Raw genomic sequence first — 25,906 nt, forward strand, 5'->3', positions numbered from 1 at the left:
GCAAGCTCGGGGGAGTCCAGAGCCTTACCAAGGAGGATGACCGCTGTGGCAGAAGAGCTCCCGACCGCGTTCGACCAGGCTGCTGACGCGGCAGCCCCGGAAACCGCGGAAGGCCCGGAGACTGCCGAGGAAGCGCCCGTCAAGCAGCGCAAGAACGGCCTCTACCCCGGCGTGTCCGACGAGCTGGCCGAGAACATGAAGAGCGGCTGGGCCGACACCGAGCTGCGCGACCTGGAGCCGATCCCCCAGGCCGCCGAGACGGCCGCCCGCCGCGCCACGCTGTCCGCCCGCTTCCCGGGTGAGCGCCTGGTCGTCCCCGCGGGCAACCTGAAGACGCGGTCCAACGACACCGAGTACGCCTTCCGCGCGTCGGTCGAGTACGCCTACCTCACCGGCAACCAGACCGAGGACGGCGTCCTCGTCATGGAGCCGACGGACGACGGCCACAAGGGGACGATCTACCTTCTGCCGCGCTCGAACCGCGAGAACGGCGAGTTCTGGCTGGACGGCCAGGGTGAACTGTGGGTCGGCCGCCGCCATTCCCTCACCGAGGCCGAGCAGCTGTACGGCCTCCCCGCATCCGACGTCCGCGAGCTGGCCGGCGCGCTGCGCGAGGCCACCGGCCCCGTACGGGTCGTGCGCGGGTACGACGCCGGGATCGAGGCGGCGCTGACCGACAAGGTCACCGCCGAGCGCGACGAGGAGCTGCGCGTCTTCCTCTCCGAGGCACGGCTGGTCAAGGACGCCTTCGAGATCGGTGAGCTGCAGAAGGCCGTCGATTCCACCGCACGCGGCTTCGAGGACGTCGTGAAGGTCCTCGACAAGGCCGAGGCCACCAGCGAGCGCTACATCGAGGGCACGTTCTTCCTGCGTGCGCGGGTGGAGGGCAACGACGTCGGCTACGGCTCCATCTGCGCCGCCGGCCCGCACGCCACCACCCTGCACTGGGTGCGCAACGACGGCCCGGTCCGCTCCGGCGACCTGCTGCTGCTCGACGCGGGCGTGGAGACGCACACCTACTACACCGCCGACGTCACCCGCACGCTGCCGGTCAACGGCCGCTACAGCGAGCTGCAGAAGAAGATCTACGACGCCGTGTACGACGCCCAGGAGGCCGGTATCGCGGCGGTCAAGCCGGGCGCCAAGTACCGGGACTTCCACGACGCCGCGCAGCGGGTGCTGGCCGAGCGGCTCGTCGAGTGGGGTCTGGTCGAGGGGCCGGTCGAGCGGGTGCTGGAGCTGGGTCTGCAGCGCCGCTGGACGCTGCACGGCACCGGGCACATGCTCGGCATGGACGTCCACGACTGCGCGGCCGCGCGCACCGAGACCTACGTCGACGGCACGCTGGAACCGGGCATGGTGCTCACGGTCGAGCCGGGCCTGTACTTCCAGGCCGACGACCTGACCGTGCCCGAGGAGTACCGGGGCATCGGCGTCCGTATCGAGGACGACATCCTGGTCACCGAGGACGGCAACCGGAACCTGTCCGCCGCGCTGCCCAGGCGGTCGGACGATGTCGAGGCATGGATGGCCGCCCTCAAGGGCTGACGCACGCGGGTCGGCCGGGTACCACTCGTGGTACCCGGCCGACCCGCGTTCAGGGGCGCGAGCGTGTTCGGAGGTCCGGTGGTGCGGTCAGACCGCCATCAGCGGCGCGTCCTTCCGCCATTTGAGGATCTTGTCGAAGCTCACCACGGCACCGTCCAGCCCCGGTTTGTTGCCGATGTGGACGTGGTCGGCGAGCTCCTGGATGAGGCAGAGGCCGCGGCCGTGTTCCGCGTCAAACGGCGCGGGGCGGGCCGACGGGCGTGCGCGGCCGCCGGTTCCGGCGGGAAAGCCGGGTCCCGCGTCGGCGACCTCGATGCGGCACTTCTCGCCGTCGAGGTAGGCGGTCACCCGGTACGCCCCCGAGGAACCGCCCCGGACGGCGTCCCCACCGTGCTCGACGGCGTTCGCGCAGGCCTCGCTGAGGGCCACGGAGAGGTCGTAGGAAATGTCGGGGTCGACACCCGCGGTCTCCATGGCGCCGATCAGCAGACGCCGGGCGAGCGGCACGCTCGCAGCGTCGCGCCGCAGATGGAGTGACCACCAGATGCTCATGCTCCAGCCTCCCGGCCGCGGCTCGACATACCGTTACGTATTGCCCTGCGTACTCGGTTGTAAGCGTGCAGCTGACGTGATAACCCCCATATGGCGGGTGCGTCGCGGAGCCGAACGGTGTATGTGGGACGACTGGTGACAGAGGTGATCTTCCGGTTATGCCGCATCTTGCGGACCTGCCGTACGGCGGCGGCGGGGCCAGTGCGATGATGAGCCCGCCATGACTGCCCCCCACCTGCGCACGACGCGCTCCGGACACGGGCTCCGGACCCTGCGGGCCGCGGTGTTCGCCGCGGTCTGTGTCGTGCTGGCCGGGGCAGGTCACACGCTCGCCTCCCACGCCGCCGTTCCCCTGTGGACGCTGGGCGCAGGATTCCTCGGGACGGTCGCGGTCGCGGCGCCACTCGCCGGACGCGTCCGTTCACTGCCGGGGATCGCGGCCATGCTGGCGGCCGGTCAGGCCGTACTGCACATCGTGTTCGGCATCGGCCAGCACGGCGCGGCGGCCCCCGCGGACGCGGCGGCCGCCCTTTCCGACGCCTCGCTGATCGAGCAGGCCGCACGACTGGTGTGCGGCACCACCGCGGCGGCCATCAGTCCCGCGCAGGCGCAGCGCATCCTCATCGACGCGCGGGTCCACCCCGGCTCGACCGGCGGCACCCAGGCGCACGCCCAGGGGGACACGCTGTCCTCGGCCGCGGTGGACTCCTCGGTGCCGGCCCTGCTGCCGACCCTGCCGATGCTGCTCGCGCACGTCCTCGTGGCGCTCGCCACGGGCTGGCTGCTGCGCCGCGGTGACCTGGCGTTGCTGCGGCTGGCCGAACTGTCGGCACACGGCGTCGCCGAAGGTGCCCTCGTACGGTCGCTGCGCGCGGCGCTCACTCTGGTGCTCGCCCTGCGCGCGGGTTTCCCGGGGACTCCGCAGGTCGCCCCGTGTCCGGTGCGCACCGCACCGCCCGCGCCGCCCGTACCCCGTACCGCCGCACTCCAGCACACGGTGATCCGCCGAGGCCCGCCGGCCGGTACCGCACTCGCCCTCGCCGCCTGACGCGACCGGGCCACACTCCGCCACCGCCGGACAACCGGAGGAGGAGAGGGGCGCCGGCGTGCGGCACGCGCGTGTGCGTCCGTTTCCCCGCGATTTCCCGCGTACGACGAGCCGTCGGCGACCGAACCGTCGCGGACAGCGGTCGGTGACCCAGGCGTCACGGCCCCACGGTCCACGACCGGCGGCCTGACGACAGAGCCGTCACCGGCACAGGTGCTCACCGCCACAGGTGCTCACCTGCACAGGTGCTCGCCCGTACGCGTATCCCTCACCGTCAGCGAAACCCAACTGAAGCGGAGTGCTTCTGCCATGAAGGCTTCCCGTATCGCCGCCGCCGGCGCCGTCGCCGGTGTCGCCGTCCTCACCCTGTCCGCCCCCGCCTTCGCGCACGTCAGCGTGCAGCCCGAGGGCGAGGCCGCCAAGGGCGGTTACGCGGTGGTGAACTTCAAGGTCCCCAACGAGCGTGACAACGCGTCGACGACCAAGCTCGAGGTGACCTTCCCGACCGACCACCCGCTGGCCTCCGTGATGCCGCAGCCGGTCGACGGCTGGGACGTCAAGGTCACCAAGTCCAAGCTGGACAAGCCGCTGGAGATGCACGGCAAGAAGATCGACGAGGCCGTCACCAAGGTCACCTGGACCGCCGACGACGACGGCATCGAGCCGGGCTTCTTCCAGAAGTTCCCGGTGTCCGTCGGCACCCTGCCGGAGGACGCCGACGAACTGGTCTTCAAGGCGCTGCAGACGTACTCCAACAAGGAGGTCGTCCGCTGGATCGAGGTGCCTCAGGAGGGCAAGGACGAGCCCGACTACCCGGCTCCCGTCCTCGCCCTGTCCGAGGCCTCCGCCGACGGCCACTCGCACGGTGCGTCGGACGACGACACGAAGTCCGCCGGGGACGCCAAGTCCGCCGGGGACACCGAGAAGGCAGCCGCGGAAACCACCGCGGCCGCCGACTCCGCCGGCACCGACACCACCGCCCGCGTCCTGGGCATCGTCGGCATCGTCGTCGGCGCCGCAGGCGTCGCCTACGGCGTGCTCGCCGGGCGTCGGCGCACCTCCGCCTGACCCCTCCCCGCTGGACGGCGCGCACCGGGGTCACCCACGGCCCCGTGGAGCCCCGGTGCGCGCCGGAGAACTCACATCCTGGAAACCATCATGCGCAAGAAGACCTTCACGGCGGCCGCCCTGCTCGCCGCCGCCACCCTGACTCTCTCCGCCTGCGGCAGCGGCGACGGCGACGGCGGCAAGCCCGTCGCCGTGGTCTCCGAGGAGGCCGGCACGGAGAAGGCGGCCACGGTCCTCGACAAGCCGTTCGAGAAGCCGGACCTCGTCCTCACCGACACACAGGGCAAGGAGTACGACTTCCGCGAGGAGACCGCCGGCAAGCCCACGCTGATCTACTTCGGCTACACGCACTGCCCCGACGTCTGCCCGCTGACCATGAACAACCTCGCGGTGGCCAAGAAGCAGCTGCCCCAGGACCAGCAGGACGAGCTGCGGATCGTGTTCGTCACCACCGACCCCGAGCGGGACACCTCCGCCGCACTCGGCAAGTGGCTCAAGGGCATCGACGACCAGGTCGTCGGCCTGACCGGCGACTTCGACACGATCCAGGCCGGCGCCCGCACCCTCGGCATCTCGATCAACGCACCGCGCAAGGACGACAAGGGCCAGGTCGTCTCCGACCACGGCACCCAGGTCATCGCCTTCTCCCCGAAGACCGACGGCGGCTACCTCCTGTACGGCGAGGACGCCACCGTCGAGGACTACACCAAGGACCTCCCCCGCATCATCGAGGGTGAGAGCCCGTGAGGCGTCGTCTCGCGCTCGCCGCGGTGGCCGTCGCCGGGGCACTGACCCTGGCCGGCTGCGGCGGCTCGGACTCCGGCAGCGACACGGCCGAACTGTCCGTCGGCTCCGCGTACATCCCGCAGCCGGTGTCGGACCTGGCGGCCGGCTTCCTCGTCATCAGCAACAAGGGCGGTGCGGACGACCGGCTGACCTCGGTCAGCAGTGACATCGCCGACCGCGTCACCGTGCACGAGACCGTCGAAGGGTCCATGCGGGAGGTCGACGGACTCGACATCCCGGCCCGCGGCAGCCTCGTGCTCGAGAGCGGCGGCAACCACCTGATGTTCGAACAGCTGAAGCGGAAGCCGAAGCAGGGTCAGAAGGTCTCCGTCGAGCTGCGTTTCGCCCATTCCGACCCCGTCACGGTCGAGATACCGGTGAAGTCGGCCACCTACACCCCGAAGCACGGACACTGAGGGAGACACCCCCGTGACCCAGACCATCGCCCCCCGCGTCCGGATTCTGCTGCTGCTGTTGCTGGCCGTCACCGGCGCGCTCCTCGCCGGGGCCGCTCCCGCGTCCGCGCACGCCGCGCTGACCGGCAGCGATCCCCGGCAGGGGACGGTGGTCGACAAGGCCCCCACCCAGGTCTCGCTCACCTTCTCCGAACCGATCGCGGTGAGCGACGACTCCCTGCGCGTGCTCGACCCCAAGGGCAAGCGGGCCGACAAGGGCGACCCCGCCAACCCGAGCGGCACGACGTACACCGTGCAACTGCTCAGCGGACTGCCCGACGGCACCTACACCGTCACCTACCAGGTGGTGTCCGCGGACAGCCATCCCGTCGCCGGCGCCTTCACCTTCTCCATCGGCGCCCCCTCCGAGACCTCCGTCCAGGCCTCCACCCAGGCGTCCGACGACGGGCTGGTGGGCTGGCTGTACGGCTTCGGGCGGTACATGTCGTACGCCGGGTTCGTGGTCATGACCGGTGGGGCCGCGTTCGTGCTGGCCTGCTGGCGGCCCGGCGCCGGTGTACGGGCTGTGCAGCGACTGGTCGTCTCCGGGTGGCTCACCCTCACCGCGGCCACCCTCGCGCTGCTGCTCCTGCGCGGCTCCTACACGCGCTCCGGCAAGGTCGGCGACATCTTCGACATGTCGCTGCTCGGGGAGGTGCTGCAGACCAAGACCGGCGCGGCACTGGTGTCGCGGCTGCTGCTGCTCGCCGCGGCGGCGCTGTTCATCGCGGTGCTCTTCGGGGCCGCCCAGGACCAGCGGGACGACACGGAGAAGCGGGACCTGACCTTCGGGCTCGCGGTCGGGGGGACGGTCGTGGCGGCCGGGCTCGCCGCCAGCTGGGCCATGTCCGAGCACGCCTCCCAGGGACTCCAGCCCGGCATCGCGATGCCGGTCGACATCGTCCATCTGCTGGCCGTCGCCGCTTGGCTCGGCGGACTCACCGCCCTGCTCGTCGCGCTCTACCGGGCACCCGCCGAGACCGCCGTCGACGCGGCCGCCGTCCAGCGGTTCTCGCGGCTCGCGTTCGGCAGCGTGGTCGCCCTGGTCGTCACCGGGATCTACCAGAGCTGGCGGCAGCTCGGTTCCTGGTCGGCGTTGACCGACACCCGGTACGGGCAGTTGCTGCTCGCCAAGATCGCGCTCGCGGTGGTCATGGTCGGGCTGGCGTACTTCTCACGGCGGTGGACGGCACGACTCGTCGGGACTGGCGGGCCGGCAGTCCGCCGGGAGACGGCCGAGACGGAACCCGTGGCTGCCGTGTCCACTGCGAAGACCGACGCCGGGAAGACCGGTACTGAGACGGCCGGTGCCCGGGAAGCCGGGACCGGGACGGAGAAGGCCGGGACCGAAGTCACGGCCCACACCGACACCGACACCGACACCGACACCGACACCGACACCGACGTGGAACGGGCGACGGCCGCGGTCGGCACGGGACTGGCCGAGGTCCGGACGGCGGAAGCGTCCGGCACCGGGGCGAAGGCCGGTGAGGACTCCGCGCGGGCCGCTCAGCTCGCCCGGCAGCGGGCAGCCGTGGAGACCGCCCGGCAGAAGCGGCTGCGGGACGCCGACCCGAACCGCTTCGGGCTGCGTCGCTCGGTGCTCGCCGAGGCCGGTGTCGCCGTCGTCCTGCTCGCGATCACCACCGTGCTGACGCAGACCGAGCCGGGGCGTACGGAGCAGGAGGCCAGGGCGGCCTCCTCGTCCTCCGCCCCGTCGTCGCCCTCGTCCTCGTCCGCCCAGGGCACCGGCGCGGTGACCCTGAACATGCCGTTCGACACCGGCGGCAAGGAGGGCGAGGGCGTCGTCACGATCGACCTGAACCCCGCGCGCGTGGGCGGCAACGACATGCACATCTATGTGGAGCGAACCGACGGCGAGACCCTCGACGTCCCCGAACTGAAGGTCGCCTTCACCCTCTCCGCCAAGGACATCGGGCCGCTGCCCGTCGTGCCCGACCGCGTCGCCGCCGGGCACTGGTCGGCGAGTGGCGTGCAGATCCCCATGGCGGGCGACTGGACGGTCGAGGTGACCGTGCGGACCTCCGACATCGACCAGGTGACCGTCTCCAAGAACGCGCAGATCGGCTGAACCACCATGACTGACCAGTCCACTCCGGAGGCCCGCATCCCCGCGGCGCCGGAACCCCGGGAAGGAGTCTCCGTACCGGCCGACCGGAAGGGCGTCTCCCGCCGCCGTCTGCTCGGCACCGCCGGGGCCACCGGGCTCGTGCTCGGCACGGCGGGCAGCGCCGTGGGCTACGCCGCCGCGCCCTCCGGGGCGACTCCACTGGCCTCGGTGGGCGAGGGCAAGGCGATGTTTCACGGGAAACATCAGCCCGGCATCACCCAGGGGCTCCCGGCCCGCGGCCATCTCGTCGCCTTCGACCTGGCGCCGGGCGCCGGGCGCAAGGAGGCCGCTGCCCTGCTGCGCCGCTGGTCGGAGACGGCCCGGCGGCTGATGGCGGGCGAGCCGAGTGCCGACGGCGACACCGATGTGGCCCGCGACGCCGGTCCTTCCTCGCTGACCGTCACCTTCGGCTTCGGCCACAGCTTCTTCGAACGCACCGGTATGGAGAAACAGCGTCCGGTGGCCCTGGACCCGCTGCCCGACTTCTCCTCCGACCACCTGGACAAGGCACGCAGCAACGGCGACCTGTGGGTGCAGATCGGCGCCCATGACGCCCTCGTCGCCTTCCACGCACTGCGCGCCGTGCAGAAGGACGCCGGTTCGGCGGCCCGGGTCCGCTGGCAGATGAACGGCTTCAACCGCACACCGGGTGCCACCGCCCGGCCCATGACCGCCCGCAACCTGATGGGCCAGGTCGACGGCACCCGCAATCCGAAGCCGGCCGACCCGGACTTCGACCAGCGGATCTTCGTACCGGAGAACGGCGAGCCCGCATGGATGGCGAACGGCTCCTACGCCGTCGTACGGCGCATCCGCATGCTTCTCGACGACTGGGAGAAACTCGCGGTCAAGGAGCAGGAGGCCGTCATCGGGCGCCGCAAGTCCGACGGGGCACCGTTGTCCGGAGGCACCGAGACGTCCGAGATGGACCTGGAGAAGACGGACTCCGGAGGCAATCTGGTGGTCCCCATCAACGCCCACGCCCGGATCACCCGCCCCGACCAGAACGGCGGCGCGGCAATGCTCCGGCGCCCGCTCTCGTACCACGACGGCATGGACGCGGACGGCGTGCCCGACGCGGGTCTGCTGTTCATCTGCTGGCAGGCCGACCCGCTGCGAGGCTTCGTACCGGTACAGCGCAAGCTGGACCGGGGGGACGCGCTGACGCCGTACCTCCGGCACGAGGCGAGCGGACTGTTCGCGGTGCCGGGCGGCGCGGCGGAGGGTGAGTATGTGGGACAGCGGTTGCTGGAGGGGTGAAAGTCGCCTCGTGCCACTCCTGGAAGCACAGACGAAGGTGCGGTCGGCGTGGGCCCATTAGGGTGAGGCCATGCCAGCGAGCTATGCGTATCTCGGCCCCGAGGGCACCTTCACCGAGGTGGCCCTGCGCACCCTTCCGGAGGCGGCCACCCGGGAGCTGATCCCGTATGTGTCCGTGCAGTCCGCGCTCGACGCGGTACGCGCCGGTGAGGCCGAGGCCGCGTTCGTCCCCATCGAGAACTCCGTCGAGGGCGGCATCACCACCACCCTCGACGAACTGGTCGCGGGCACCCCGCTGATGATCTACCGCGAGGTGCTGCTGTCGATCACCTTCGCGCTGCTCGTCCGCCCCGGCACCAAGCTGTCGGACATCAAGACGGTCACCGCCCACCCTGCCGCCCAGCCGCAGGTGCGCAACTGGCTGAAGCAGCACCTCCCGGACGCCGCCTGGGAATCGGCCGCCTCCAACGCGGACGGGGCCCGTCTGGTGCAGGAGGGCCGGTACGACGCGGCTTTCGCCGGCGAGTTCGCGGCGGCCCGGTACGGGCTGGAGGCCCTGGAGACCGGAATCCATGACGCGGAGAACGCCCAGACCCGCTTCGTGCTGGTCGGACGCCCGGCCCGGCCCGCCGCACGCACTGGTGCGGACAAGACCTCCATCGTGCTGTGGCAGCGCGACGACCACCCCGGCGGCCTGCGCGATCTGCTGGGCGAGTTCGCCACACGGGGCGTCAACCTGATGCTGCTCCAGTCCCGGCCCACCGGTGCCGGTATCGGCAATTACTGTTTCTGCATCGACGCCGAGGGTCATATCTCGGACCGCAGGGTGGCCGAGACGTTGACGGGACTCAAGCGGATCTGTCTTCAGGTGCGCTTCCTCGGTTCGTACCCGCGTGCGGATGTGCAGCCGACGGAGGTACGGGATCCGCTGCCCGGGACATCGGACGCCGAGTTCGTGTCCGCGGCGGACTGGGTGGCGCGATGCCAGGACGGCCGGTTCTGAGGGGCCCCAGCCAGGGTGGGGCCGGTCCTACCTGCTGATTTTCGTTATCCACAGAAGTTATCCACAGGTCCGCTTCTCGACCTGGGGACAAGTCGACAGCATTGCCCCGTTCGGTCGACAAATCTCCCCAGTGTCCATGATTGCATTCACACACCCATGGATCGCCCTTCGTCCACTCTTTCCCTTTCGGCAACCCTTTGAGGCGACCCATCCCTCCTCGAAAGTGGAGGTAAGGGGAGTTCGCACCGGGAATCCCCCCTCCGGTCACGCGTTTCGGAGTGATCGATTCCGATGTCCACAGATTTTCCTCACACCCTGTGGATAACTTTCGAAAGGCTGTGGGCGCCTGTGGACAACCAGGCCTCAGGTCCCGTTTCCCGCAAGGAATTCCAGTCAACGGGCCTCCTGTGCGACGGACTCTTTCCGGGGATCAACCCCCTCGCATTGACCACCCGGGGCACCTTCCGGCGGCCGCCCGTCGATCATCCCGTCGCCCCCGTCGACCACATCGAGTTCGGGGACATATTGCGCACACCCCCCATAACGGAATGTCATCGATCCCCTCGGAATAGTGAGTCGTGGGCTGTCACCGCGCACCGGTAGCCTTGACCGCGTGATTGACCTTCGCCTGCTCCGTGAGGACCCCGACCGTGTGCGCGCTTCGCAGCGCGCCCGTGGAGAGGACGTCGCGCTCGTCGACTCCCTCCTGTCCGCCGACGAACGGCGGAGGTCGTCCGGCGTCCGCTTCGACGAGCTGCGCGCCGAGCAGAAGGCGCTCGGCAAGCTCATCCCCAAGGCGACCGGCGACGAGAAGGCCGAGCTGCTGAAGAAGGCCGGCACACTCGCCGCCGACGTCAAGGCGGCCGACGCCGAGCGGGACGCGGCAGCGGCCGAGACCCAGGAGCTCCTGGGCCGGCTGAGCAATCTCGTCCACCCCGACGTCCCCGTCGGCGGTGAGGAGGACTTCGTCACGCTGGAGACGCACGGCACCGCCCGCGACTTCAGCGCCGAGGGCTTCGAGCCCAAGGACCACCTGGAGCTCGGTCAGCTCCTCGGCGCCATCGACGTCGAGCGCGGCGCCAAGGTCTCCGGCTCGCGCTTCTACTTCCTGACCGGCGTCGGCGCCCTGCTCGAGCTGGCGCTGGTGAACGCCGCGATCGCCCAGGCCACCGCGGCCGGCTTCACACCGATGCTGACCCCGGCCCTGGTCCGTCCCCAGTCCATGGCGGGCACCGGCTTCCTCGGTCAGGCGGCCCAGGACGTCTACCACCTCGAGAAGGACGACCTCTACCTGGTCGGCACGTCCGAGGTACCGCTCGCCGCGTACCACATGGACGAGATCATCGACGCCGACCGGCTGCCGCTGCGCTACGCGGGCTTCTCGCCCTGCTTCCGCCGCGAGGCCGGCTCGCACGGCAAGGACACCCGCGGCATCTTCCGCGTGCACCAGTTCGACAAGGTCGAGATGTTCTCCTACGTCACTCCCGAGGAGTCGCAGGCGGAGCACCAGCGACTGTTGGAGTGGGAGAAGCAGTGGCTGACGTCGCTGGAGCTGCCGTTCCGTGTGATCGACGTCGCCTCGGGCGACCTGGGCTCCTCGGCCTCGCGGAAGTACGACTGCGAGGCGTGGATCCCGACGCAGGGCAAGTACCGCGAGCTGACCTCGACCTCGGACTGCACCGAGTACCAGTCCCGCCGGCTCCAGATCCGGGTGCGTGACGGCAAGACGGTGCGTCCGCTGGCCACGCTCAACGGCACCCTGTGCGCCGTGCCGCGCACCATCGTGGCGATCCTGGAGAACCACCAGCAGGCGGACGGCTCGGTGCGGGTGCCCGAGGTGCTGCGTCCGTACCTGGGTGGTCGGGAACTCCTGGAGCCGGTCGCCAAGTGAGTACGCCGTTCCCCTATCAGCTCATCGCCACAGACCTCGACGGCACGCTGCTGCGGGACGACCACTCGGTCTCCCGCCGCACCCGTGACGCGCTCGCCGCGGCCACCGCGGCGGGCGCCGCCCACATCGTCGTCACCGGGCGCGCGGTCCCCTGGACCCGGCCCATCCTCGACGACCTCGGCTACCAGGGGCTCGCCGTCTGCGGCCAGGGTGCCCAGGTGTACGACGCGGGAGCGCACCGGCTGCTCACCTCGGTGACGCTGGACCGGCAGTTGGCCGCCGTGGCGCTGGCCAAGATCGAGGCGGAGGTCGGCCCGCTGCACCTGGCCGGGAGCCGAGCCGGGCTGGACGGCGAGGTGCTGGTGGGCCCCGGCTACGAAGTGCAGAGCCCGCTGCCCGCGATTCCGTTCACGGACGCGTCGGACCTGTGGGCGGCGCCGCTGAACAAGGTGTACATCCAGCACCCGACCCTCACCGACGACGAACTCGTCGATGCGGCCACCCGCACCGCGGGCGGCTTCGTCACCGTCACCATGGCGGGCGAGGGCATCGTCGAACTGCTCCCTCTCGGCCTGTCCAAGGCCACCGGGCTGTCCCTGGCCGCTCGTCGGCTGGGGGTGAAGGCCACGGGGACGATCGCGTTCGGCGACATGCCGAACGACATCCCGATGTTCGCCTGGGCCACGCAGGGCGTCGCCATGGCCAACGCCCACCAGGATCTGCGGGCGGTGGCCGACGAGGTGACGTCCTCCAACGAGGAGGACGGAATCGCGGTGGTGGTGGAGCGGTTGCTGAACTGAGGCCCGGCGTTCGGCGTTCGGCGTTCGGCGTTCGGCGTTCGGCGTTCGGCGTTCGGCGGAGGATGCACGGATCGAACGTGCGCGGGCTTTCCAGGCCCGACCATGGCTTGAACCAAGCCAGTGCCTTACCACTCGGCCAATCCTCCGGGTGGGCGGCCCACGCGACGATGTGCGCGTGCTCGAAGCGGCCGCCCCGGGCAGGTCCCCGTGCGGGACGGACTCGACGGAGCGGTAGGGACTACTCCGGAATCCGCCGTGGGCTGCCCTGACGGGAGCCGGACGTACTGCCGTGCATGGACATCGCCCCGCTCCTCTCCCAGCAGACGGCGCCGGACCTTCCCGGCGATGCGGCCACCACCACTCTGCCCTCCGGGAGAGTCCGGCGCCACCGAATTCGAACGCGGCGGGCGGCGCCTGCCCGGCCGCCGCCCGCCGCTCTGTCGAAAACCCTCACTCCTCGCCTGCGAGCGTGAGCGTGCGCAGCTTCTGACCGGCGTACCAGGTGGCCAGCACGGTGACGACGACCAGCAGGATCGTCGCGGTCGTCAGGCCGACGTCCGAGGTGACCAGGTCACCGCCGGCGACCTTCTGGGCCACCGCCAGCGACCACTGCTGGACGCTCAGCGTGCGGGCACCGGGCACCAGGGAACCGAACAGGGCCTCCCAGACCAGCGCGTAGACCAGACCGAACACCACCGCGTGCCGGGAGACCGTGCCGAGCAGCAGGAAGAGCGCCGCGTACGCGATGGAGGCGACCAGCGCGGCCACCGTGTAGGCGACGGCGATCTGCTGGCCGTTGCCGTTCAGGATGAAGCCCGCGACCAGGGTGGGCACCGCCGAGAAGACCATCGTCACGGCGATCGCCACGATCAGCTTGGTGTAGATGATCGTGGGCCGCTTGACCGGCTTGGACAGCAGGTAGACCACCGAGCCGTCGTCGATCTCGGGACCGATCGCACCGGTACCCGCGATGACACCGATGATCGGCACCATCGTGGCGAGCGCCAGCCCGCCGAGGATGTCGGCGGCGGTCTGGTCGTCGGCACCGGCGAGGACGCGCACCGCCAGGGAGATCGCGATCAGCAGCAGCGGCAGGGCGCCCAGGATGAGGGCCCGGCGACGGCCGAGCAGGGCCCGGTAGGTGAGCCGGGCGACTGTGGGGTCGTACATGGTGTTCGGCCTCCTACGCCGCGACGAGATACGAGAAGACGGACTCGAGGGACTCGTCGGACGGCGAGACCGTGAGCAGGCGGATGCCGTGTTCCTTCGCGACCCTGGGCAGCAGGGACGTGAAGCGGCCGAAGTCGACGGCCTGGATCCGTAGCACGCCCTCGCCGTGGTCGACCTCGATGCCGGACGTGGACGGGTCCGCGATCAGCGCGGCCGCGAGGGCGCGGTCGTCACTGGAGCGCACCAGGTAACGGTGCGGGCGGTCCGTCATCAGCCGGCGGATCTTGCGGAAGTCACCGCTGGCCGCGTGCCGGCCGGCGACGACGACCTCGATGTGCCAGGCGAGCTGCTCGACCTCCTCGAGGATGTGGGAGGAGAACAGCACGGTGCGGCCCTCGTCGCCCATACGCCGCAGCAGGTCCATCAGCTGCATGCGCTGGCGCGGGTCCATTCCGTTGAACGGCTCGTCCAGCAGGAGCAGGGACGGCTCGTGGACCAGCGCGGAGGCCATCTTCACGCGCTGCCGCATGCCCTTGGAGTACGTGGCGATCTTGCGGTCCTGCGCGTACTCCATCTCGACCGTCGCCAGTGCCCGCTGGGCCTCCTTGGCGCCCAGTCCGTGCAGTTCGGCGTTGGCGAGGACGAACTCGCGGCCGGTGAGGAAGTCGTACATCGCCTCGCGCTCGGGGACGATGCCGATGTGCCGGTAGATCTTCTCGTTGCGCCACACCGCCTGTCCGTCGAGGGTGACGGTGCCGGTGGAGGGGGCGAGGAAGCCGGCCATCATGTTGATGAGGGTGGACTTTCCGGCGCCGTTGGGGCCGAGCAGGCCGGTGACGCCGGGACCGACGGTCATGGTGATGTCGTTGACGGCGACCACGTTGCCGAACCAGCGGGAGACATGGTCGATGGAGAGCGTGGTCACAGGCCCACCTTCCGGTAGCGGCGCGTCAGGAGGCCGTAGCAGGCCGCGATCAGGCCGAGGGTGAAGAGGACGTACACCACGCCCTCGCCGTTCGTCGGTCCCACTCCGCCCGGGAAGGTGGAGCTCGCGCCGAGGAAAGCGGACTGCACCCCGTCGATGAGAGTGACCGGTGAGAACAGCCCGATCCAGGCGATCGCCCCGGAACTGCCCTGGAACTCGGCGATCGCCTGGAGGGTGGAGACCGCCCCGTAGGAAATGGTCAGGACGGCGATCACGGCGGCGATGCCGAAGCCGCGGCGCGGGGTGACCGCGGCGATGACCAGACCGATACCGCCGAAGAGCAGCGAGAGCAGTGCCACGGAGACGAGTCCCTGTGCGAACCCCTTGGTCTGGTCGGCGAAGTCGAGTTCGGCCAGCAGCGCGCCCACATAGAGCACCAGCAGGGGAGCGGCGGTGAGGATGAACAGGGCGGTGGACAGGGCCGCGAACTTGGCGCGCACGTAGTCGGCGGTCTCGATGGGCCGCGAGAAGTACAGCGGCACGGTCTTGAAGCGCAGGTCGCGCGAGACGGACTGGGGCGCCTGCGAGGCGACGTACAGGCTGATGACGGCCTGCATGATGATCGCGTAGCGCGTGTAGTCGACGGGCAGTTCCTTCGCCTTGGTGGCGACCGCGACGGCGACCATGATGGCGGCGGGCACGCACATGACCACGAACAGCAGCATCGGCAGCACCTTGGACTTCACCGAGCGGCCGAGGCCGTAGGAGCCGCGCAGGGACTGCGAGAACAGGGAGAGCCTGGCGTAGGAGCGGCCGAGGCGGGGGCCGTCGTAGGAGCGGTAACCGATGTTGTGGATGCGGGTCTGGTCACCCGATGCCGGTGCGGGTGTCCCCAGGGGCTGCTCAACCGCCATGGCCGACCGCCTCCTTCCGCTGCGTGCCGTTGCCGGTGTCGGGGCCGGCCACGGTGTCGGTGTCGTTCTTGAAGACCTCGGAGATGTGGTGGCGGCGCTGTTCCATACGCACCAGGCCGAGCCCGAGGTCGGCGATCACGTCCCGCACCAGGTCGTAGGTCTCCTCGCCCTGCGCCGTGAGCAGGAGGATGTGGCCGGCGCCCGGCAGTCCGCTGCCGTCCTGGACGGTCACTCCGCGCGCGTGGAGCGCCTCACGCACCGCGCGGGTGCCGTCCGGGTGCTCGTCGGTGTCGGTGACCTCGATCGCGAGGGTCGTCGTGATCTGGGTGAAGTCCGTGGTGGAGCTGGAGCGCAGCAGCTTGCCGCCGTCGACGACGACCACGTGGTCGCAGGTGCGCTCGAGTTCACCCAGCAGGTGGGAGGTGACCAGGACCGAGATGCCGAAGTCGGTGTGGATCCGGCGGATCAGGCCGAGCATCTCGTCGCGTCCGACGGGGTCGAGACCGTTGGTCGGTTCGTCCAGGAAGACCAGTTCCGGGTCGTGCACCAGGGCCTGTGCGAGCTTCACACGCTGCTTCATGCCGGTGGAGTAGCCGCCCATGGGGCGGTAGCGCTCCTCGTACAGGCCGACATGGCGCAGGGTGTCCGCGGTGCGCTCCCGCGCGGCGGTGGGCGGCAGGCCGGACATGCGGGCCATGTGGACGACGAACTCGGTGGCCGAGACGTCCGGCGGCAGGCAGTCGTGCTCCGGCATGTAGCCCACCCGCTCGCGGATGGCGGCGCCCTTGGTCGCGACGTCGAGGCCGAGCACTTCGGCGCGGCCCTCCGTGGCGGGGGACAGACCCAGAAGGATCTTGATCAGTGTGGACTTGCCGGCTCCGTTGGCTCCGACGAGTCCGGTCACACCGGGCCCGACATCCATGGAGAGCCGGTCAAGCGCGGTCACCCTGGGGAACCGCTTGCTCAGGCTTTCGGTCGCGATCACAGTCACGTCCCCGACGTTAGTGGCCCGCGCCACGTGAGTCGTCAGACCGGAGAGCCGTCTTCGAGTCCCCCTGGAGTCGTACGGGCCCGTAGGGGGCCCTCCGCCGGGGAGTGGTGCGGGACACGGGCAGTGCGCCGGGCCGCCCGGGTGAGGCCGCCCTTCTGAACCGGCTGGTGCAACTCCGAAGCGGTTATCCACAGGGAAACCCAATTCCGCTGTGGATAACCACACTTGACTGTGGATCAAACATCCTGGGCAAAATTGATCGCGTGATGCGCATCTCTCCCGGCAGACTGGCTGGGTGGATGAAAGACGCACCGTGAAGGTGTCGAAGTACCTCGCCAGGCATCTGCGCCATACGCCCGAGGAGATCGGGCTCGCCCTCGACGAGGCCGGCTGGGTCGAGATCGACGCGCTGATCGCTGCGGCGACCGCACACGGTTTCCGGTTCACCCGGGCAGAACTGGAACACGTGGTCGCCGCCAACGACAAACAGCGCTTCGCGATCGAGGGCACCCGGATCCGCGCCAGCCAGGGTCACAGCGTCGAGGTCGACCTGGGACTGCCGTCGGTCGTCCCACCGCCTTACCTCTTCCACGGCACCGTCGGCCGCCACCTGGCCGCCATCCGCGCCGAGGGTCTTCTGCCCATGGACCGGCACGACGTGCACCTCTCCGCCGACCGTGCGACGGCGGCCCGCGTCGGCGCCCGCAGGGGCCGCCCGGTGGTCCTCTCCGTGGACTCGGCGGCCATGCACCGCGACGGCCACGTCTTCCGGGTGAGCGCGAACGGCGTATGGCTGACCGCCGCCGTGCCCGCTCGGTATCTGCGGTTCTCCGAAAGCCACTGAAACGGCGGTTCCCCCGGCCCCCCGCCACCGCGAGTTCCGCATGGGCGGCGCTGCCGTGCTCTCCCGACGGCCGGCCACGCCGCATGATCAGCGGTATGGACCATCTGCCCACCACCGAGGCCGCCGTCACCGCCCTTCGGACGCTCGCCGAGAGGTACGAGCGCGAGATCGAGGTCACCCATGACATAGGCGCCGACCAGACGTCACGCCGCACCGCGGCGGGCGTGGGAGTCACCACCGACCCGGACGGCTTCCTCCCTCATGAGGCCTACGTCGAGTTAGGCGGCCTGCCCGGGGTCAGTGTGCGGCTCTGTCCCGAGGACGACGCGCTGATCGACGTGGAGGGCGTGGAGTGCCCCGACATCCCCCGCGACGAGGCCCCGGCCTTCCTCCGCTCCGTCTTCGGCGGCCTCGCCCACGTCAGAGGGCGGCGCTTCCCGCCGGGTCACTTTCTGATGGTGCCGCTGCCCGGGGACCGGACGCACAAGGACTTCATCCCGAGGACCGTTCTCACACCCTGGCTGAGCGCGCGTGCAGTGATCGTTTCGCGCTGATCGTTTCACGTGAAACACCAGGGTGCTCAGAGCCGGGCAGGCTCCGGTCTCGTAGGCATGAGTCTGTGTCTGAGCGCCGTGTCCCTTCCGTGTCACCGCTGGTTCGACCCCAAGGAAATCCCTGCGTGGGGCATGGCGCGGGGCGAGGTCAGGTGTCGTAACGAGCGTGGACGCCGACGGACTCGCCCACGCCCTGGAGGAACGGCAAGGCCCGCCAGCCGGCAGCTCCGGCGGAACCGCCGGAGCCCGTCACGGACCGCCGGGGCCCGCTGCGGCCCGCAACGGGCCCCACGTGCCGGACGAATCCGTCACCGCGTCCGGGGAAGACGGGCGGGATGGGAGAGATCCGGGTCGGAACCTGCTCGTGGACGGACAAGGCTCTGGTGTCCAGCGGCTGGTATCCGGCGGGCCACCGCGACGCGGAGGGCAGACTGCGGCACTACGCCACACAGTTCCGGGTGGCAGAGGTGGACTCCGCCTATTACGGGCTGCCCAGCGCCCGTAACAGCCTTCTGTGGACCGACCGCACCCCTGAGGGCTTTCGGTTCGACGTGAAGGCGTTCTCCCTGCTCACCGGACATCCGACACGGCCCGAAGCACTGCCCGCCGAACTGCGGCCGGCTCTCGCACAGCAGCGGGGGCGGGCGGGCATCGATCCCGGGCTGCTCGACGACGTGTGGGATCGGTACAGCGCGGCCCTCGAACCACTGCGCGCGTCCGGCCGTCTGGGGACGCTGGTTTTCCAGTTCCCGCACCGGCTCGTACCGGGAAGGCCGGCGGTGGAATTCCTGCGCCGGTGCCGTGAGCGTGCTGCGGGATGGCCGATGGCCGTGGAGTTCCGACACCCCGGCTGGTGGCGCGAGGAACAGGTCGATGCGACGACCGCCCTGCTGACGGAGCTGGACACGGCCGCCGTGGCCGTGGACATGGTGCAGACGCTTCCCACTTCCGTACCACCGGTCGTACGGGTCACCACCCCGGAACTCGCCCTGGTGCGCTTCCACGGTCGCAACAGCGCGTGGGGGACCGGAACCAAGGAAGAGAGGTTCCGCCACTCGTACACGCCCGAAGAACTCTCCGAGTGGACACCGCGCGTCCGTGAGATGGCCGAGCAGGCTCGGGAGGTCCACGTCCTGTTCAACAACTGCTGCGGTGACGCCGCAGTCCGTGCCGCGCAGTCGATGCGACACCTGCTCGGTCTCTCGTAGGGTCGTCCCCATGCGACTGAGTACTGTGATCCTGCCGATCGACCGCTGGCACGAGGGGGGCCGCGACAAGTGGCGGCGTGCCGAGGAGCTGGGCTTCCACGCCGCCTACACCTACGACCACCTGTCCTGGCGGACCTTCCGGGACGGCCCCTGGTTCGGCGCGGTCCCCACGCTCACCGCCGCTGCGGCGGCCACCGAACGGCTCCGGCTCGGCACGCTCGTCACCTCGCCGAACTTCCGGCACCCGGTGACCCTCGCCAAGGAGCTGATCTCCCTCGACGACATCTCCGGCGGGCGCGTCACCCTCGGTATCGGCGCGGGCGGAACCGGTTTCGACGCCACCGCGCTCGGCCAGGAGCCGTGGACACCGCGCGAGCGGGCCGACCGCTTCGCGGAGTTCGTTCCACTGCTCGACCGGCTGCTCACCGAGGAGTCCGTGTCGTACCAGGGCGACTTCTACGCGGCGCACGAGGCCCGCGGCATCCCGGGTTGTGTGCAGCGGCCCCGGTTGCCGTTCGCCGTGGCCGCCACCGGACCGCGCGGGCTGCGGCTCGCCGCACGGCACGGGCAGGCGTGGGTGACCACGGGTGACCCGAAGCTGTACGAGAACGGCACGCCCGAACAGTCGGTTCACGCCATTCGCGGTCAGGTGGAGAAGCTGGCCGACGCCTGCGCCGAGCGCGGGCGGGACGTGGCCGAACTGGACAAGATCCTGCTCACGGGATTCACCCCGGACCGGGGCCGTCCGCTGGAGTCCCTGGACGCGTTCGTCGACTTCGCGGGCCGCCACACGGAGCTGGGATTCACCGAGATCGTGCTCCACTGGCCCATCCCGGACTCGGACTTCGCGGCGGACCGGAAGATCTTCGAGCGGATCGCCATGGAGGCGCCGGCGCAGCTGTCCTGAGCAGGAGCCCGACCGGGCGGGACGATGCCCGTGCCCCCACGGCAACCGCTTCATCGAGGGCTCCGGGGAACGTCGAAGAGCGGTAACCACTCACATGTGCGGAGTGCCGCACGGTCGTGCGGGCGCATACGGGACAATGACCGGGTGACCTCAGCGATCCGACAGCCCGCGACCCCGGGCTCTCCCCAGTTCTCGACCTCGCTCGAGCAGGAAGACAGCCCCGTCACCCCACCGCGGCTCATCGCCACCGACCTCGACGGCACCCTGCTGCGCGACGACAAATCGGTGTCCCCCCGCACGGTCGCCGCACTGGCCGCCGCCGAGGAGGCGGGCATCGAGGTTTTCTTCGTCACCGGCCGCCCGGCCCGCTGGATGGACGTCGTCAGCGAACATGTCCACGGCCACGGGCTCGCCATCTGCGGCAACGGAGCCGCCGTCGTCGACCTGCACAGCGGTCCCGGCGCCCACCGTTTCGTGAAGGTGCGGGAGCTCGCCCGGCAGAACGCGCTGGACGCGGTGCGGCTGCTGCGCGACGCCGTACCGGGCACCGTGTACGCCGTCGAGCAGACCTACGGCTTCAACCAGGAGCCGGCGTACCCGAAGCTGCACATGGAGGTCCCGGACCTCCTGGCCCCGGCCGAGGAGCTGCTGGCTCCGGACGCCCCCGCCGGCGGCGAACCGGTGCTCAAGATCCTCGCCCACCATCCCGAACTCGACCCCGACGCCTTCCTCACCCTGGCACGGCTGGCCGTCGGCACCCGTGCAAATGTCACCCGCTCCAGCCCGAGCGCCCTGCTGGAGATCAGCGGTCCCGACGTGTCCAAGGCGAGCACACTCGCCCTGTGCTGCGCCGAGCGCGGAATCTCGCACGAGCAGGTCGTGGCGTTCGGGGACATGCCCAACGACATCGAGATGCTCACCTGGGCGGGTCGTTCCTATGCGATGAGCAATGCCCACCCGGACGTCCTCGCCGCCGCCTCGGGACAGACGGTCGCCAACAACGAGGACGGCGTGGCCGTGGTGATCGAACAGCTGCTTGCGGAACATTCCTGAGCACCGGGGCTCGCTCAGAGAGTCAGGCCTCGTTGTGCGAGCCACGACACCGGGTCCACCGCCGAGCCCATCTCCGGCGTGACCCGCACCTCGAAATGCAGATGCGGTCCGGTGGAGTTGCCGCTGGTCCCGGACTGGCCGATCCACTGCCCGGGCGAGACACGGTCACCCTGGTCGACGGCGACGGCGGCCAGGTGGGCGTACTGCGTGTAGTAGCCGCCCGTGTGCTGGACCACGATCTCGATACCGAAGGCCCCTCCGCAGGACACCTTCACCACCCTGCCCGCGCCCACGGACCGCACCGGCGTGCCGATCGGCACCGCGAAGTCCTGCCCGGTGTGCCGGTTCGCCCAGAGTGTGCCGCCACTCCCGTAGGACGCGGACAGCACATAGGTCTCCACCGGTGACACCCAGGAATCGGTGAACCGGAACTCCGGCTGGTCGAGCCGCACCGCACCTCGGCAGGAGCCGGCCGTGACCGAGGCGTCCGCCTGCCCCTGCAGCTGCCACCGCGCCGTCTCGAGTTTCTGCTCGATGCCGTTCTTCAGGTCGGCGAGTTCCTTGTTCCGCTTTTCCAGCGCTTTCCACGCCCCCGCCGCCTTCGCCTCGTCACGGGCGACCCGTGCCTCGACCCGCGCGTTCTTCTCGATCGCGTGGTCGAGGGCCACATGTGCCTTCCACAGGGCTCGCTGACCTCGCATCATCTCCTCTGGGTCGTCCGCGAGGAGGATGTGCGCGGTCAGCGGCACCCCACCACCGGTGCGGTACTGGGACCGCGCGATCCGGCCCAGAGCCTCGCGCAGGACAGCGGACTCCTCCCGCTCCCGGTCGAGCAGCTTCTCCAGCCGCTGTGCCTCGGCCCGCTGCCGGTCGGCCTCGCGCCTGCCCGCCTCGTACTTCAGGGTCGCCGCGGCCGCTTCCTCGTAAAGCCGCACCACCTGTGTGCTGATGCCGGATTCCAGGCCGTGGCCGGGGGCCTGGGGCACGTCACCGTCGGTGGGCCGGGCGGCGAGCACGGCGAGCGCGCACAGCGGCACGGCGACGAGCAACGGATGACGGCGGGTGAGGCGCATGACAGCGATCCTTGCGCCGCTCGGGCACCCGGTCCTGTTCATGTCGTACGCCTGGGGGAGCGTGCGACCCGGATGGACCAGTGATACCGCCGAAAAGGGGCCCATCCGGTCGGGGTTGACGCGCTGTCACGCGTGTCCCCCGTGGTCACGCTTGTGGCGTCCCGGACTCCGCGTCCCTGTCAGTTCACCACCGCCAGCCGGTCCGACTCGGCTTCCCGCCGCAGCATCCGCCGCAACGGCCCGGCCACAGCTGCCAGTTCCTCGTATGCTCCGCGCTGCACCACGCGTCCCTCATCCAGCACGATCACCTCGTCCACCGCCGCCAGTCCGGCCAGCCGGTGGGTGATGAGCAGTGTCGTGCGGCCCTCGGTGGCGGCCAGCAGATCGGCGGTGAGCGCGTCCGCGGTCGGCAGGTCGAGGTGCTCCGCGGGCTCGTCCAGCACCAGCACGGGGAAGTCCGCGAGCAACGCCCTGGCCAGCGCCAGGCGTTGCCGCTGGCCCCCGGAGAGCCGTGCCCCGTGCTCGCCGACGAAGGTGTCCAGGCCGTCGGGCAGGCTGTCGGCCCACTCCAGCAGCCTGGCACGGGCGAGCGCGTCGCGCAGTTCGCCCTCGGTGGCGTCCCGCTTCGCGAGCAGCAGATTCTCGCGCACCGAGCTGTCGAAGAGGTGGGCGTCCTGCGCACACAGTCCGACCAGCCGCCGCACGTCGTCGCCGTCCAGGGCGTACGCGTCCACACCGGCCAGTGTGTACGAGCCCGCCCCCGGGTCCAGGAACCGCAACAGCACCTGTGCGAGCGTCGTCTTGCCGGAGCCGGACGGGCCGACCACCGCGATCCTGCGGCCCTGCTCCAACATCAGGTCCAGCCCGGCGAGCGCGTCCCGTTCCTGCCCGGCGTGCCGGGCCTCAAGCCCCCTGACCACGAGCGGGAACGGCGACGCGGGCGCCTGCCGAGGCCGTTCTGGCTCCTTTACGGGCACCGGAGCGTCCAGGACCTCGTACACGCGCTCGGCGCTCTTGCTCACTCGCTGACGGTGCTGCATGGCGAGCGGCAGTCCGAGTACGGCCTCGAAGGCCGCCAGCGGGGTGAGGACGACAACGGCCAGCGCCACGCCGTCCAGCCGGCCGGCGGCCACCGCCTGCACGCCGACGAGAGCCGCGGCCGTGACGGTCAGACCCGAGATCAGTGCGGTGAGTCCGTCTCCGAGGGCGGTGGCGGTGGCCGCGCGCGAGACGATCCGGGTGAGCACTCCGTCGGCCCGTCGTGTCTCTGCGGTCCGCGTGGGCAGGGCGCCCGCGACCGTCAGCTCCGCGGTTCCGGTGAGCAGGTCGGTGACGCGGGTCGCGAGCACTCCGCGGGCGGGCGCCAGTCGACGCTCCGCCCGTCGGGCCACGGCGCCCGTGATCGCCGGTACACCGGCTCCCGCCGCGAGCAGTCCGGCCGCGAGCACGGCTCCGGCCTCGGGGAGCAGCCAGGCCGTGAAGCCGACGGACAGAGCCGAGACCACCACCGCCGCACCCGCCGGAAGCAGCCAGCGCAGCCAGTAGTCCTGCAGTTCGTCCACGTCGGCGACCAACCGGGAGAGCAGATCGCCCCGGCGTGCCCCTCGCAGTCCGGCAGGTGCCAGCCGCTCCAGCCGTCGGTACACGGCGACCCTGGTGTCGGCCAGCATCCTCAGCACCGCGTCGTGCGACACGAGTCGCTCGGCGTACCGGAACACGGCCCGTGCGATGCCGAAGGCCCGCGTCGCCGTCACGGCGATCATCAGATAGAGCACGGGCGGCTGCTGCGAGGCCCGGGAGATGAGGTATCCGGACGTCGCCATGAGGCCCACGGCGCTGCCCAGCGCGATGCTGCCGAGCACCAGCGCGAATGTGAGCCGCCCTCGTCGGGCACCGGACAGCGCGCGGACGCGGGCCAGCACTCCGCGCGCGCCGGTCTCCGCGGCAGCCTCTGCCGGGGCACCCTCCGGTCCGGACCGCGCCGAACCTTCGGCGGAGGCGGGAGCGGCACCGGGGGCGCGTTCGGCGAGCGGAGGCTCCCGGTCGACGCCGACGTGGTCCGCCGGCCCGGGCCGTGCACGGTCACCGGGAGCGGGTTCCGTCACGCGCACCACGCGGTCCGCCAACGCCAGCAGGGCCGGCCGGTGTGCCACCAGCAGCACGGTCCGACCGGCCGCCAGCCGCCGTACCGCTGCCACTACCTCGGCCTCGGTGGCCCCGTCCAGCGCGGCCGTCGGCTCGTCGAGCAGCAGCACGGGCCGGTCCGCGAGGAAGGCGCGGGCCAGCGCGAGCCGTTGCCGCTGTCCTGCGGACAGTCCCGCCCCGTCCTCCCCCAGCGCGGTGTCGGCGCCCTCGGGCAGCGCGTCCACGAATTCCAGGGCGCCCGCGTCCCGCAGGGCGCGGCGAACGGCGTCGTCATCCGCGTCGGGCCGGGCCAGACGTACGTTCTCGGCGATCGTCCCGGCGTACAGGTGCGGTCGCTGCGGCACCCAGGCCACCCGGCTGTGCCACTGCGCCGGATCGACACCGGCGAGATCGGCTCCCCCGATCCGCACCCGTCCCTCGGTCGGCCGCACGAAGCCCAGCAACACGTTCAGCAACGTCGACTTGCCGGCCCCGCTCGGCCCGACGAGCGCGACCGTCTCCCCTGGCTCGACGGAGAAGGACACGTTCGACAACGCGTCCGCCGACCGTCCGGGATAGCGGACGGTCACGCTCTCGAAGGACAGGGCATCCGACGGCACCGCACCGGTCCCCGGCGTCGGCACGGGTGTTTCCAGGACCGAGAAGATCTCCTCGGCGGCGGCCAGCCCCTCCGCCGCGGCGTGGTACTGCGTACCGACCTGGCGCAGCGGCAGATACGCCTCGGGCGCGAGGATCAGGATGACCAGGCCGGTGTACAGGTCCATCTCGCCGTACACGAGCCGCATGCCGGTCGTCACGGCGACCAGCGCCACCGAGAGGGTGGCGAGAAGTTCCAGCGCGAAGGAGGAGATGAAGGCGATCCGCAGGGTCCGCATGGTCGCCCGGCGGTATTCGGCGGTGATCCGTCGGATCGACTCCGCCTGTGCCTTGGCCCGCCCGAACACCTTCAGCGTGGGCAGCCCGGCGACGACGTCCAGGAAGTGACCGGACAGCCGGGACAGCAGCTCCCACTGCCGGTCCATCCGGGACTGGGTGACCCAGCCGATCAGCGTCATGAAGACCGGGATGAGCGGCAGTGTGACGACGATGATCGCCGCCGAGACCCAGTCCTCGGTGACGATCCGCGCCAGCACCGCCACCGGAACGACCACAGCGAGCCCCAGCTGGGGCAGATAGCGCGAGAAGTAACCGTCGAGGGCGTCCACCCCGCGGGTCGCCAGGGCCACCAGCGAACCGGTCCGCTGCCCGGTCAGCCATCCCGGGCCGAGCGCCGTGGCCCGCTCCAGCAGTCGGCCCCGCAGCTCCGACTTGACCGCCGCGCTCGCCCGGTGTGCGGCCAGCTCGGTGAGCCAGCCGACCAGGGCGCGGCCGACCGCGACACAGGCCAGGAGCATCACGGGAGTGCCGAGTTCGGCCAGGTCCAGGCCGTGTTGGAAGGCGCCCACCACCACCTCGGCAATGAGCATGGCCTGAGCGATCACCAGCCCCGCGCCGACGGCGCCCAGGGTGACGACCGCCACCAGGAAGAGTCGCGTGGCACGGGCGTAACGGAGCAGTCGCGGGTCGATTGGTTTCACGTG

22 protein-coding genes and 1 tRNA gene are annotated in these 25,906 nt (G+C 70.7%); 15 read left to right on the top strand and 8 right to left on the bottom strand.

What is annotated here, in order from left to right:
* Positions 1–36 precede the first annotated feature (36 nt).
* Positions 37–1,548, top strand: a complete 1,512-nt coding sequence (locus ACVW19_RS16640) for an aminopeptidase P family protein (RefSeq protein WP_457460153.1) — start codon at positions 37–39, stop codon at positions 1,546–1,548.
* 87 nt (positions 1,549–1,635) lie between these two features.
* Here ACVW19_RS16640 and ACVW19_RS16645 read toward each other — a convergent pair whose 3' ends face one another.
* A complete protein-coding gene (locus ACVW19_RS16645; RefSeq protein WP_457460154.1) occupies positions 1,636–2,100 on the bottom strand; it encodes an ATP-binding protein in 465 nt (154 codons plus the stop codon).
* A gap of 220 nt (positions 2,101–2,320) precedes the next feature.
* On the opposite strand from ACVW19_RS16645, the gene ACVW19_RS16650 reads away from it, so the two are divergent.
* The 9 genes from ACVW19_RS16650 (at position 2,321) to ACVW19_RS16690 (ending at position 12,542) form a co-directional block, all read left to right on the top strand.
* A complete protein-coding gene (locus ACVW19_RS16650; protein WP_457460155.1) occupies positions 2,321–3,148 on the top strand; it encodes a hypothetical protein in 828 nt (275 codons plus the stop codon).
* A gap of 309 nt (positions 3,149–3,457) precedes the next feature.
* Positions 3,458–4,216 (top strand): YcnI family copper-binding membrane protein, encoded by a 759-nt coding sequence (locus ACVW19_RS16655; RefSeq protein WP_457460156.1) that lies wholly within the window; start codon positions 3,458–3,460, stop codon positions 4,214–4,216.
* A 90-nt stretch (positions 4,217–4,306) separates the two neighbouring features.
* Positions 4,307–4,963 (top strand): SCO family protein, encoded by a 657-nt coding sequence (locus tag ACVW19_RS16660; protein ID WP_457460157.1) that lies wholly within the window; start codon positions 4,307–4,309, stop codon positions 4,961–4,963.
* A complete protein-coding gene (locus ACVW19_RS16665) occupies positions 4,960–5,418 on the top strand; it encodes a copper chaperone PCu(A)C (protein WP_457460158.1) in 459 nt (152 codons plus the stop codon). The genes ACVW19_RS16660 and ACVW19_RS16665 overlap by 4 nt, the downstream gene beginning before the upstream one ends.
* Before the next feature lie 13 nt (positions 5,419–5,431).
* Positions 5,432–7,549: a copper resistance CopC/CopD family protein gene (locus ACVW19_RS16670; RefSeq protein ID WP_457460159.1), complete on the top strand. Its 2,118-nt coding sequence runs from the start codon at positions 5,432–5,434 to the stop codon at positions 7,547–7,549.
* A gap of 6 nt (positions 7,550–7,555) precedes the next feature.
* Positions 7,556–8,848, top strand: a complete 1,293-nt coding sequence (gene efeB / locus ACVW19_RS16675; RefSeq protein WP_457460160.1) for an iron uptake transporter deferrochelatase/peroxidase subunit — start codon at positions 7,556–7,558, stop codon at positions 8,846–8,848.
* 70 nt (positions 8,849–8,918) lie between these two features.
* Complete coding sequence (gene pheA / locus ACVW19_RS16680; RefSeq protein WP_457460161.1) at positions 8,919–9,851, top strand: prephenate dehydratase; 933 nt, start codon at positions 8,919–8,921, stop codon at positions 9,849–9,851.
* Positions 9,852–10,464: 613 nt separating this feature from the next.
* Complete coding sequence (gene serS, locus ACVW19_RS16685; protein ID WP_457460162.1) at positions 10,465–11,742, top strand: serine--tRNA ligase; 1,278 nt, start codon at positions 10,465–10,467, stop codon at positions 11,740–11,742.
* A complete protein-coding gene (locus tag ACVW19_RS16690; RefSeq protein WP_457460163.1) occupies positions 11,739–12,542 on the top strand; it encodes an HAD family hydrolase in 804 nt (267 codons plus the stop codon). The genes serS and ACVW19_RS16690 overlap by 4 nt, the downstream gene beginning before the upstream one ends.
* A 56-nt stretch (positions 12,543–12,598) precedes the next feature.
* On the opposite strand, the gene ACVW19_RS16695 is transcribed toward ACVW19_RS16690, so the two are convergent.
* From ACVW19_RS16695 to ACVW19_RS16715, 5 genes are all read right to left on the bottom strand, one after another.
* Positions 12,599–12,688, bottom strand: a tRNA-OTHER gene (locus tag ACVW19_RS16695).
* 304 nt (positions 12,689–12,992) lie between these two features.
* On the bottom strand, positions 12,993–13,712 hold the full coding sequence (locus ACVW19_RS16700; protein ID WP_457460164.1) for an ABC transporter permease subunit: 720 nt from the start codon (positions 13,710–13,712) through the stop codon (positions 12,993–12,995).
* Between the two features lie 13 nt (positions 13,713–13,725).
* Positions 13,726–14,637 (bottom strand): ABC transporter ATP-binding protein, encoded by a 912-nt coding sequence (locus ACVW19_RS16705; RefSeq protein WP_279335041.1) that lies wholly within the window; start codon positions 14,635–14,637, stop codon positions 13,726–13,728.
* Positions 14,634–15,551 (bottom strand): ABC transporter permease, encoded by a 918-nt coding sequence (locus tag ACVW19_RS16710; RefSeq protein ID WP_457460165.1) that lies wholly within the window; start codon positions 15,549–15,551, stop codon positions 14,634–14,636. The genes ACVW19_RS16705 and ACVW19_RS16710 overlap by 4 nt, the downstream gene beginning before the upstream one ends.
* Complete coding sequence (locus ACVW19_RS16715) at positions 15,541–16,536, bottom strand: ABC transporter ATP-binding protein (protein ID WP_457464640.1); 996 nt, start codon at positions 16,534–16,536, stop codon at positions 15,541–15,543. Before ACVW19_RS16715 ends, ACVW19_RS16710 begins: the two co-directional genes overlap by 11 nt.
* 301 nt (positions 16,537–16,837) lie before the next feature.
* Here ACVW19_RS16715 and ACVW19_RS16720 point away from each other — a divergent pair, with 301 nt between their 5' ends.
* From ACVW19_RS16720 to ACVW19_RS16740, 5 genes are all read left to right on the top strand, one after another.
* Entirely contained in the window at positions 16,838–17,386 is a 549-nt protein-coding gene (locus tag ACVW19_RS16720) for an RNA 2'-phosphotransferase (protein WP_457460166.1), read from the top strand.
* Positions 17,387–17,469: 83 nt separating this feature from the next.
* Positions 17,470–17,940, top strand: coding sequence for a hypothetical protein (locus ACVW19_RS16725; RefSeq protein ID WP_457460167.1), 471 nt, complete (start codon positions 17,470–17,472; stop codon positions 17,938–17,940).
* A gap of 335 nt (positions 17,941–18,275) precedes the next feature.
* A complete protein-coding gene (locus ACVW19_RS16730) occupies positions 18,276–19,148 on the top strand; it encodes a DUF72 domain-containing protein (RefSeq protein ID WP_457460168.1) in 873 nt (290 codons plus the stop codon).
* Between the two features lie 10 nt (positions 19,149–19,158).
* A complete protein-coding gene (locus tag ACVW19_RS16735) occupies positions 19,159–20,055 on the top strand; it encodes an LLM class flavin-dependent oxidoreductase (protein WP_457460169.1) in 897 nt (298 codons plus the stop codon).
* 144 nt (positions 20,056–20,199) lie between these two features.
* Positions 20,200–21,108 carry an HAD family hydrolase gene (locus ACVW19_RS16740; RefSeq protein ID WP_457460170.1) on the top strand — a complete coding sequence of 303 codons (909 nt, stop codon included), beginning with the start codon at positions 20,200–20,202 and terminating at the stop codon, positions 21,106–21,108.
* A 14-nt stretch (positions 21,109–21,122) separates the two neighbouring features.
* On the opposite strand, the gene ACVW19_RS16745 is transcribed toward ACVW19_RS16740, so the two are convergent.
* Together ACVW19_RS16745 and cydD are read right to left on the bottom strand one after the other, a co-directional pair.
* Positions 21,123–22,181, bottom strand: a complete 1,059-nt coding sequence (locus ACVW19_RS16745) for a peptidoglycan DD-metalloendopeptidase family protein (RefSeq protein ID WP_457460171.1) — start codon at positions 22,179–22,181, stop codon at positions 21,123–21,125.
* A 179-nt stretch (positions 22,182–22,360) separates the two neighbouring features.
* A complete protein-coding gene (gene cydD / locus ACVW19_RS16750; protein WP_457460172.1) occupies positions 22,361–25,903 on the bottom strand; it encodes a thiol reductant ABC exporter subunit CydD in 3,543 nt (1,180 codons plus the stop codon).
* Positions 25,904–25,906: the final 3 nt, after the last annotated feature.

It is taken from the genome of Streptomyces sp. TE5632, assembly GCF_054061295.1.

Excerpts from the sequence above, each read along its gene's own strand:
- ACVW19_RS16640 (WP_457460153.1), top strand. The coding sequence starts at position 37 with ATGACCGCTGTGGCAGAAGAGCTCCCGACCGCGTTCGACCAGGCTGCT.
- pheA (WP_457460161.1), top strand. The coding sequence starts at position 8,919 with ATGCCAGCGAGCTATGCGTATCTCGGCCCCGAGGGCACCTTCACCGAG.
- ACVW19_RS16655 (WP_457460156.1), top strand. The coding sequence starts at position 3,458 with ATGAAGGCTTCCCGTATCGCCGCCGCCGGCGCCGTCGCCGGTGTCGCC.
- ACVW19_RS16725 (WP_457460167.1), top strand. The coding sequence starts at position 17,470 with ATGATCAGCGGTATGGACCATCTGCCCACCACCGAGGCCGCCGTCACC.
- ACVW19_RS16735 (WP_457460169.1), top strand. The coding sequence starts at position 19,159 with ATGCGACTGAGTACTGTGATCCTGCCGATCGACCGCTGGCACGAGGGG.
- ACVW19_RS16650 (WP_457460155.1), top strand. The coding sequence starts at position 2,321 with ATGACTGCCCCCCACCTGCGCACGACGCGCTCCGGACACGGGCTCCGG.
- ACVW19_RS16745 (WP_457460171.1), bottom strand. The coding sequence starts at position 22,181 with ATGCGCCTCACCCGCCGTCATCCGTTGCTCGTCGCCGTGCCGCTGTGC.
- ACVW19_RS16700 (WP_457460164.1), bottom strand. The coding sequence starts at position 13,712 with ATGTACGACCCCACAGTCGCCCGGCTCACCTACCGGGCCCTGCTCGGC.
- efeB (WP_457460160.1), top strand. The coding sequence starts at position 7,556 with ATGACTGACCAGTCCACTCCGGAGGCCCGCATCCCCGCGGCGCCGGAA.
- ACVW19_RS16710 (WP_457460165.1), bottom strand. The coding sequence starts at position 15,551 with ATGGCGGTTGAGCAGCCCCTGGGGACACCCGCACCGGCATCGGGTGAC.
- ACVW19_RS16645 (WP_457460154.1), bottom strand. The coding sequence starts at position 2,100 with ATGAGCATCTGGTGGTCACTCCATCTGCGGCGCGACGCTGCGAGCGTG.
- ACVW19_RS16730 (WP_457460168.1), top strand. The coding sequence starts at position 18,276 with ATGGGAGAGATCCGGGTCGGAACCTGCTCGTGGACGGACAAGGCTCTG.
- ACVW19_RS16660 (WP_457460157.1), top strand. The coding sequence starts at position 4,307 with ATGCGCAAGAAGACCTTCACGGCGGCCGCCCTGCTCGCCGCCGCCACC.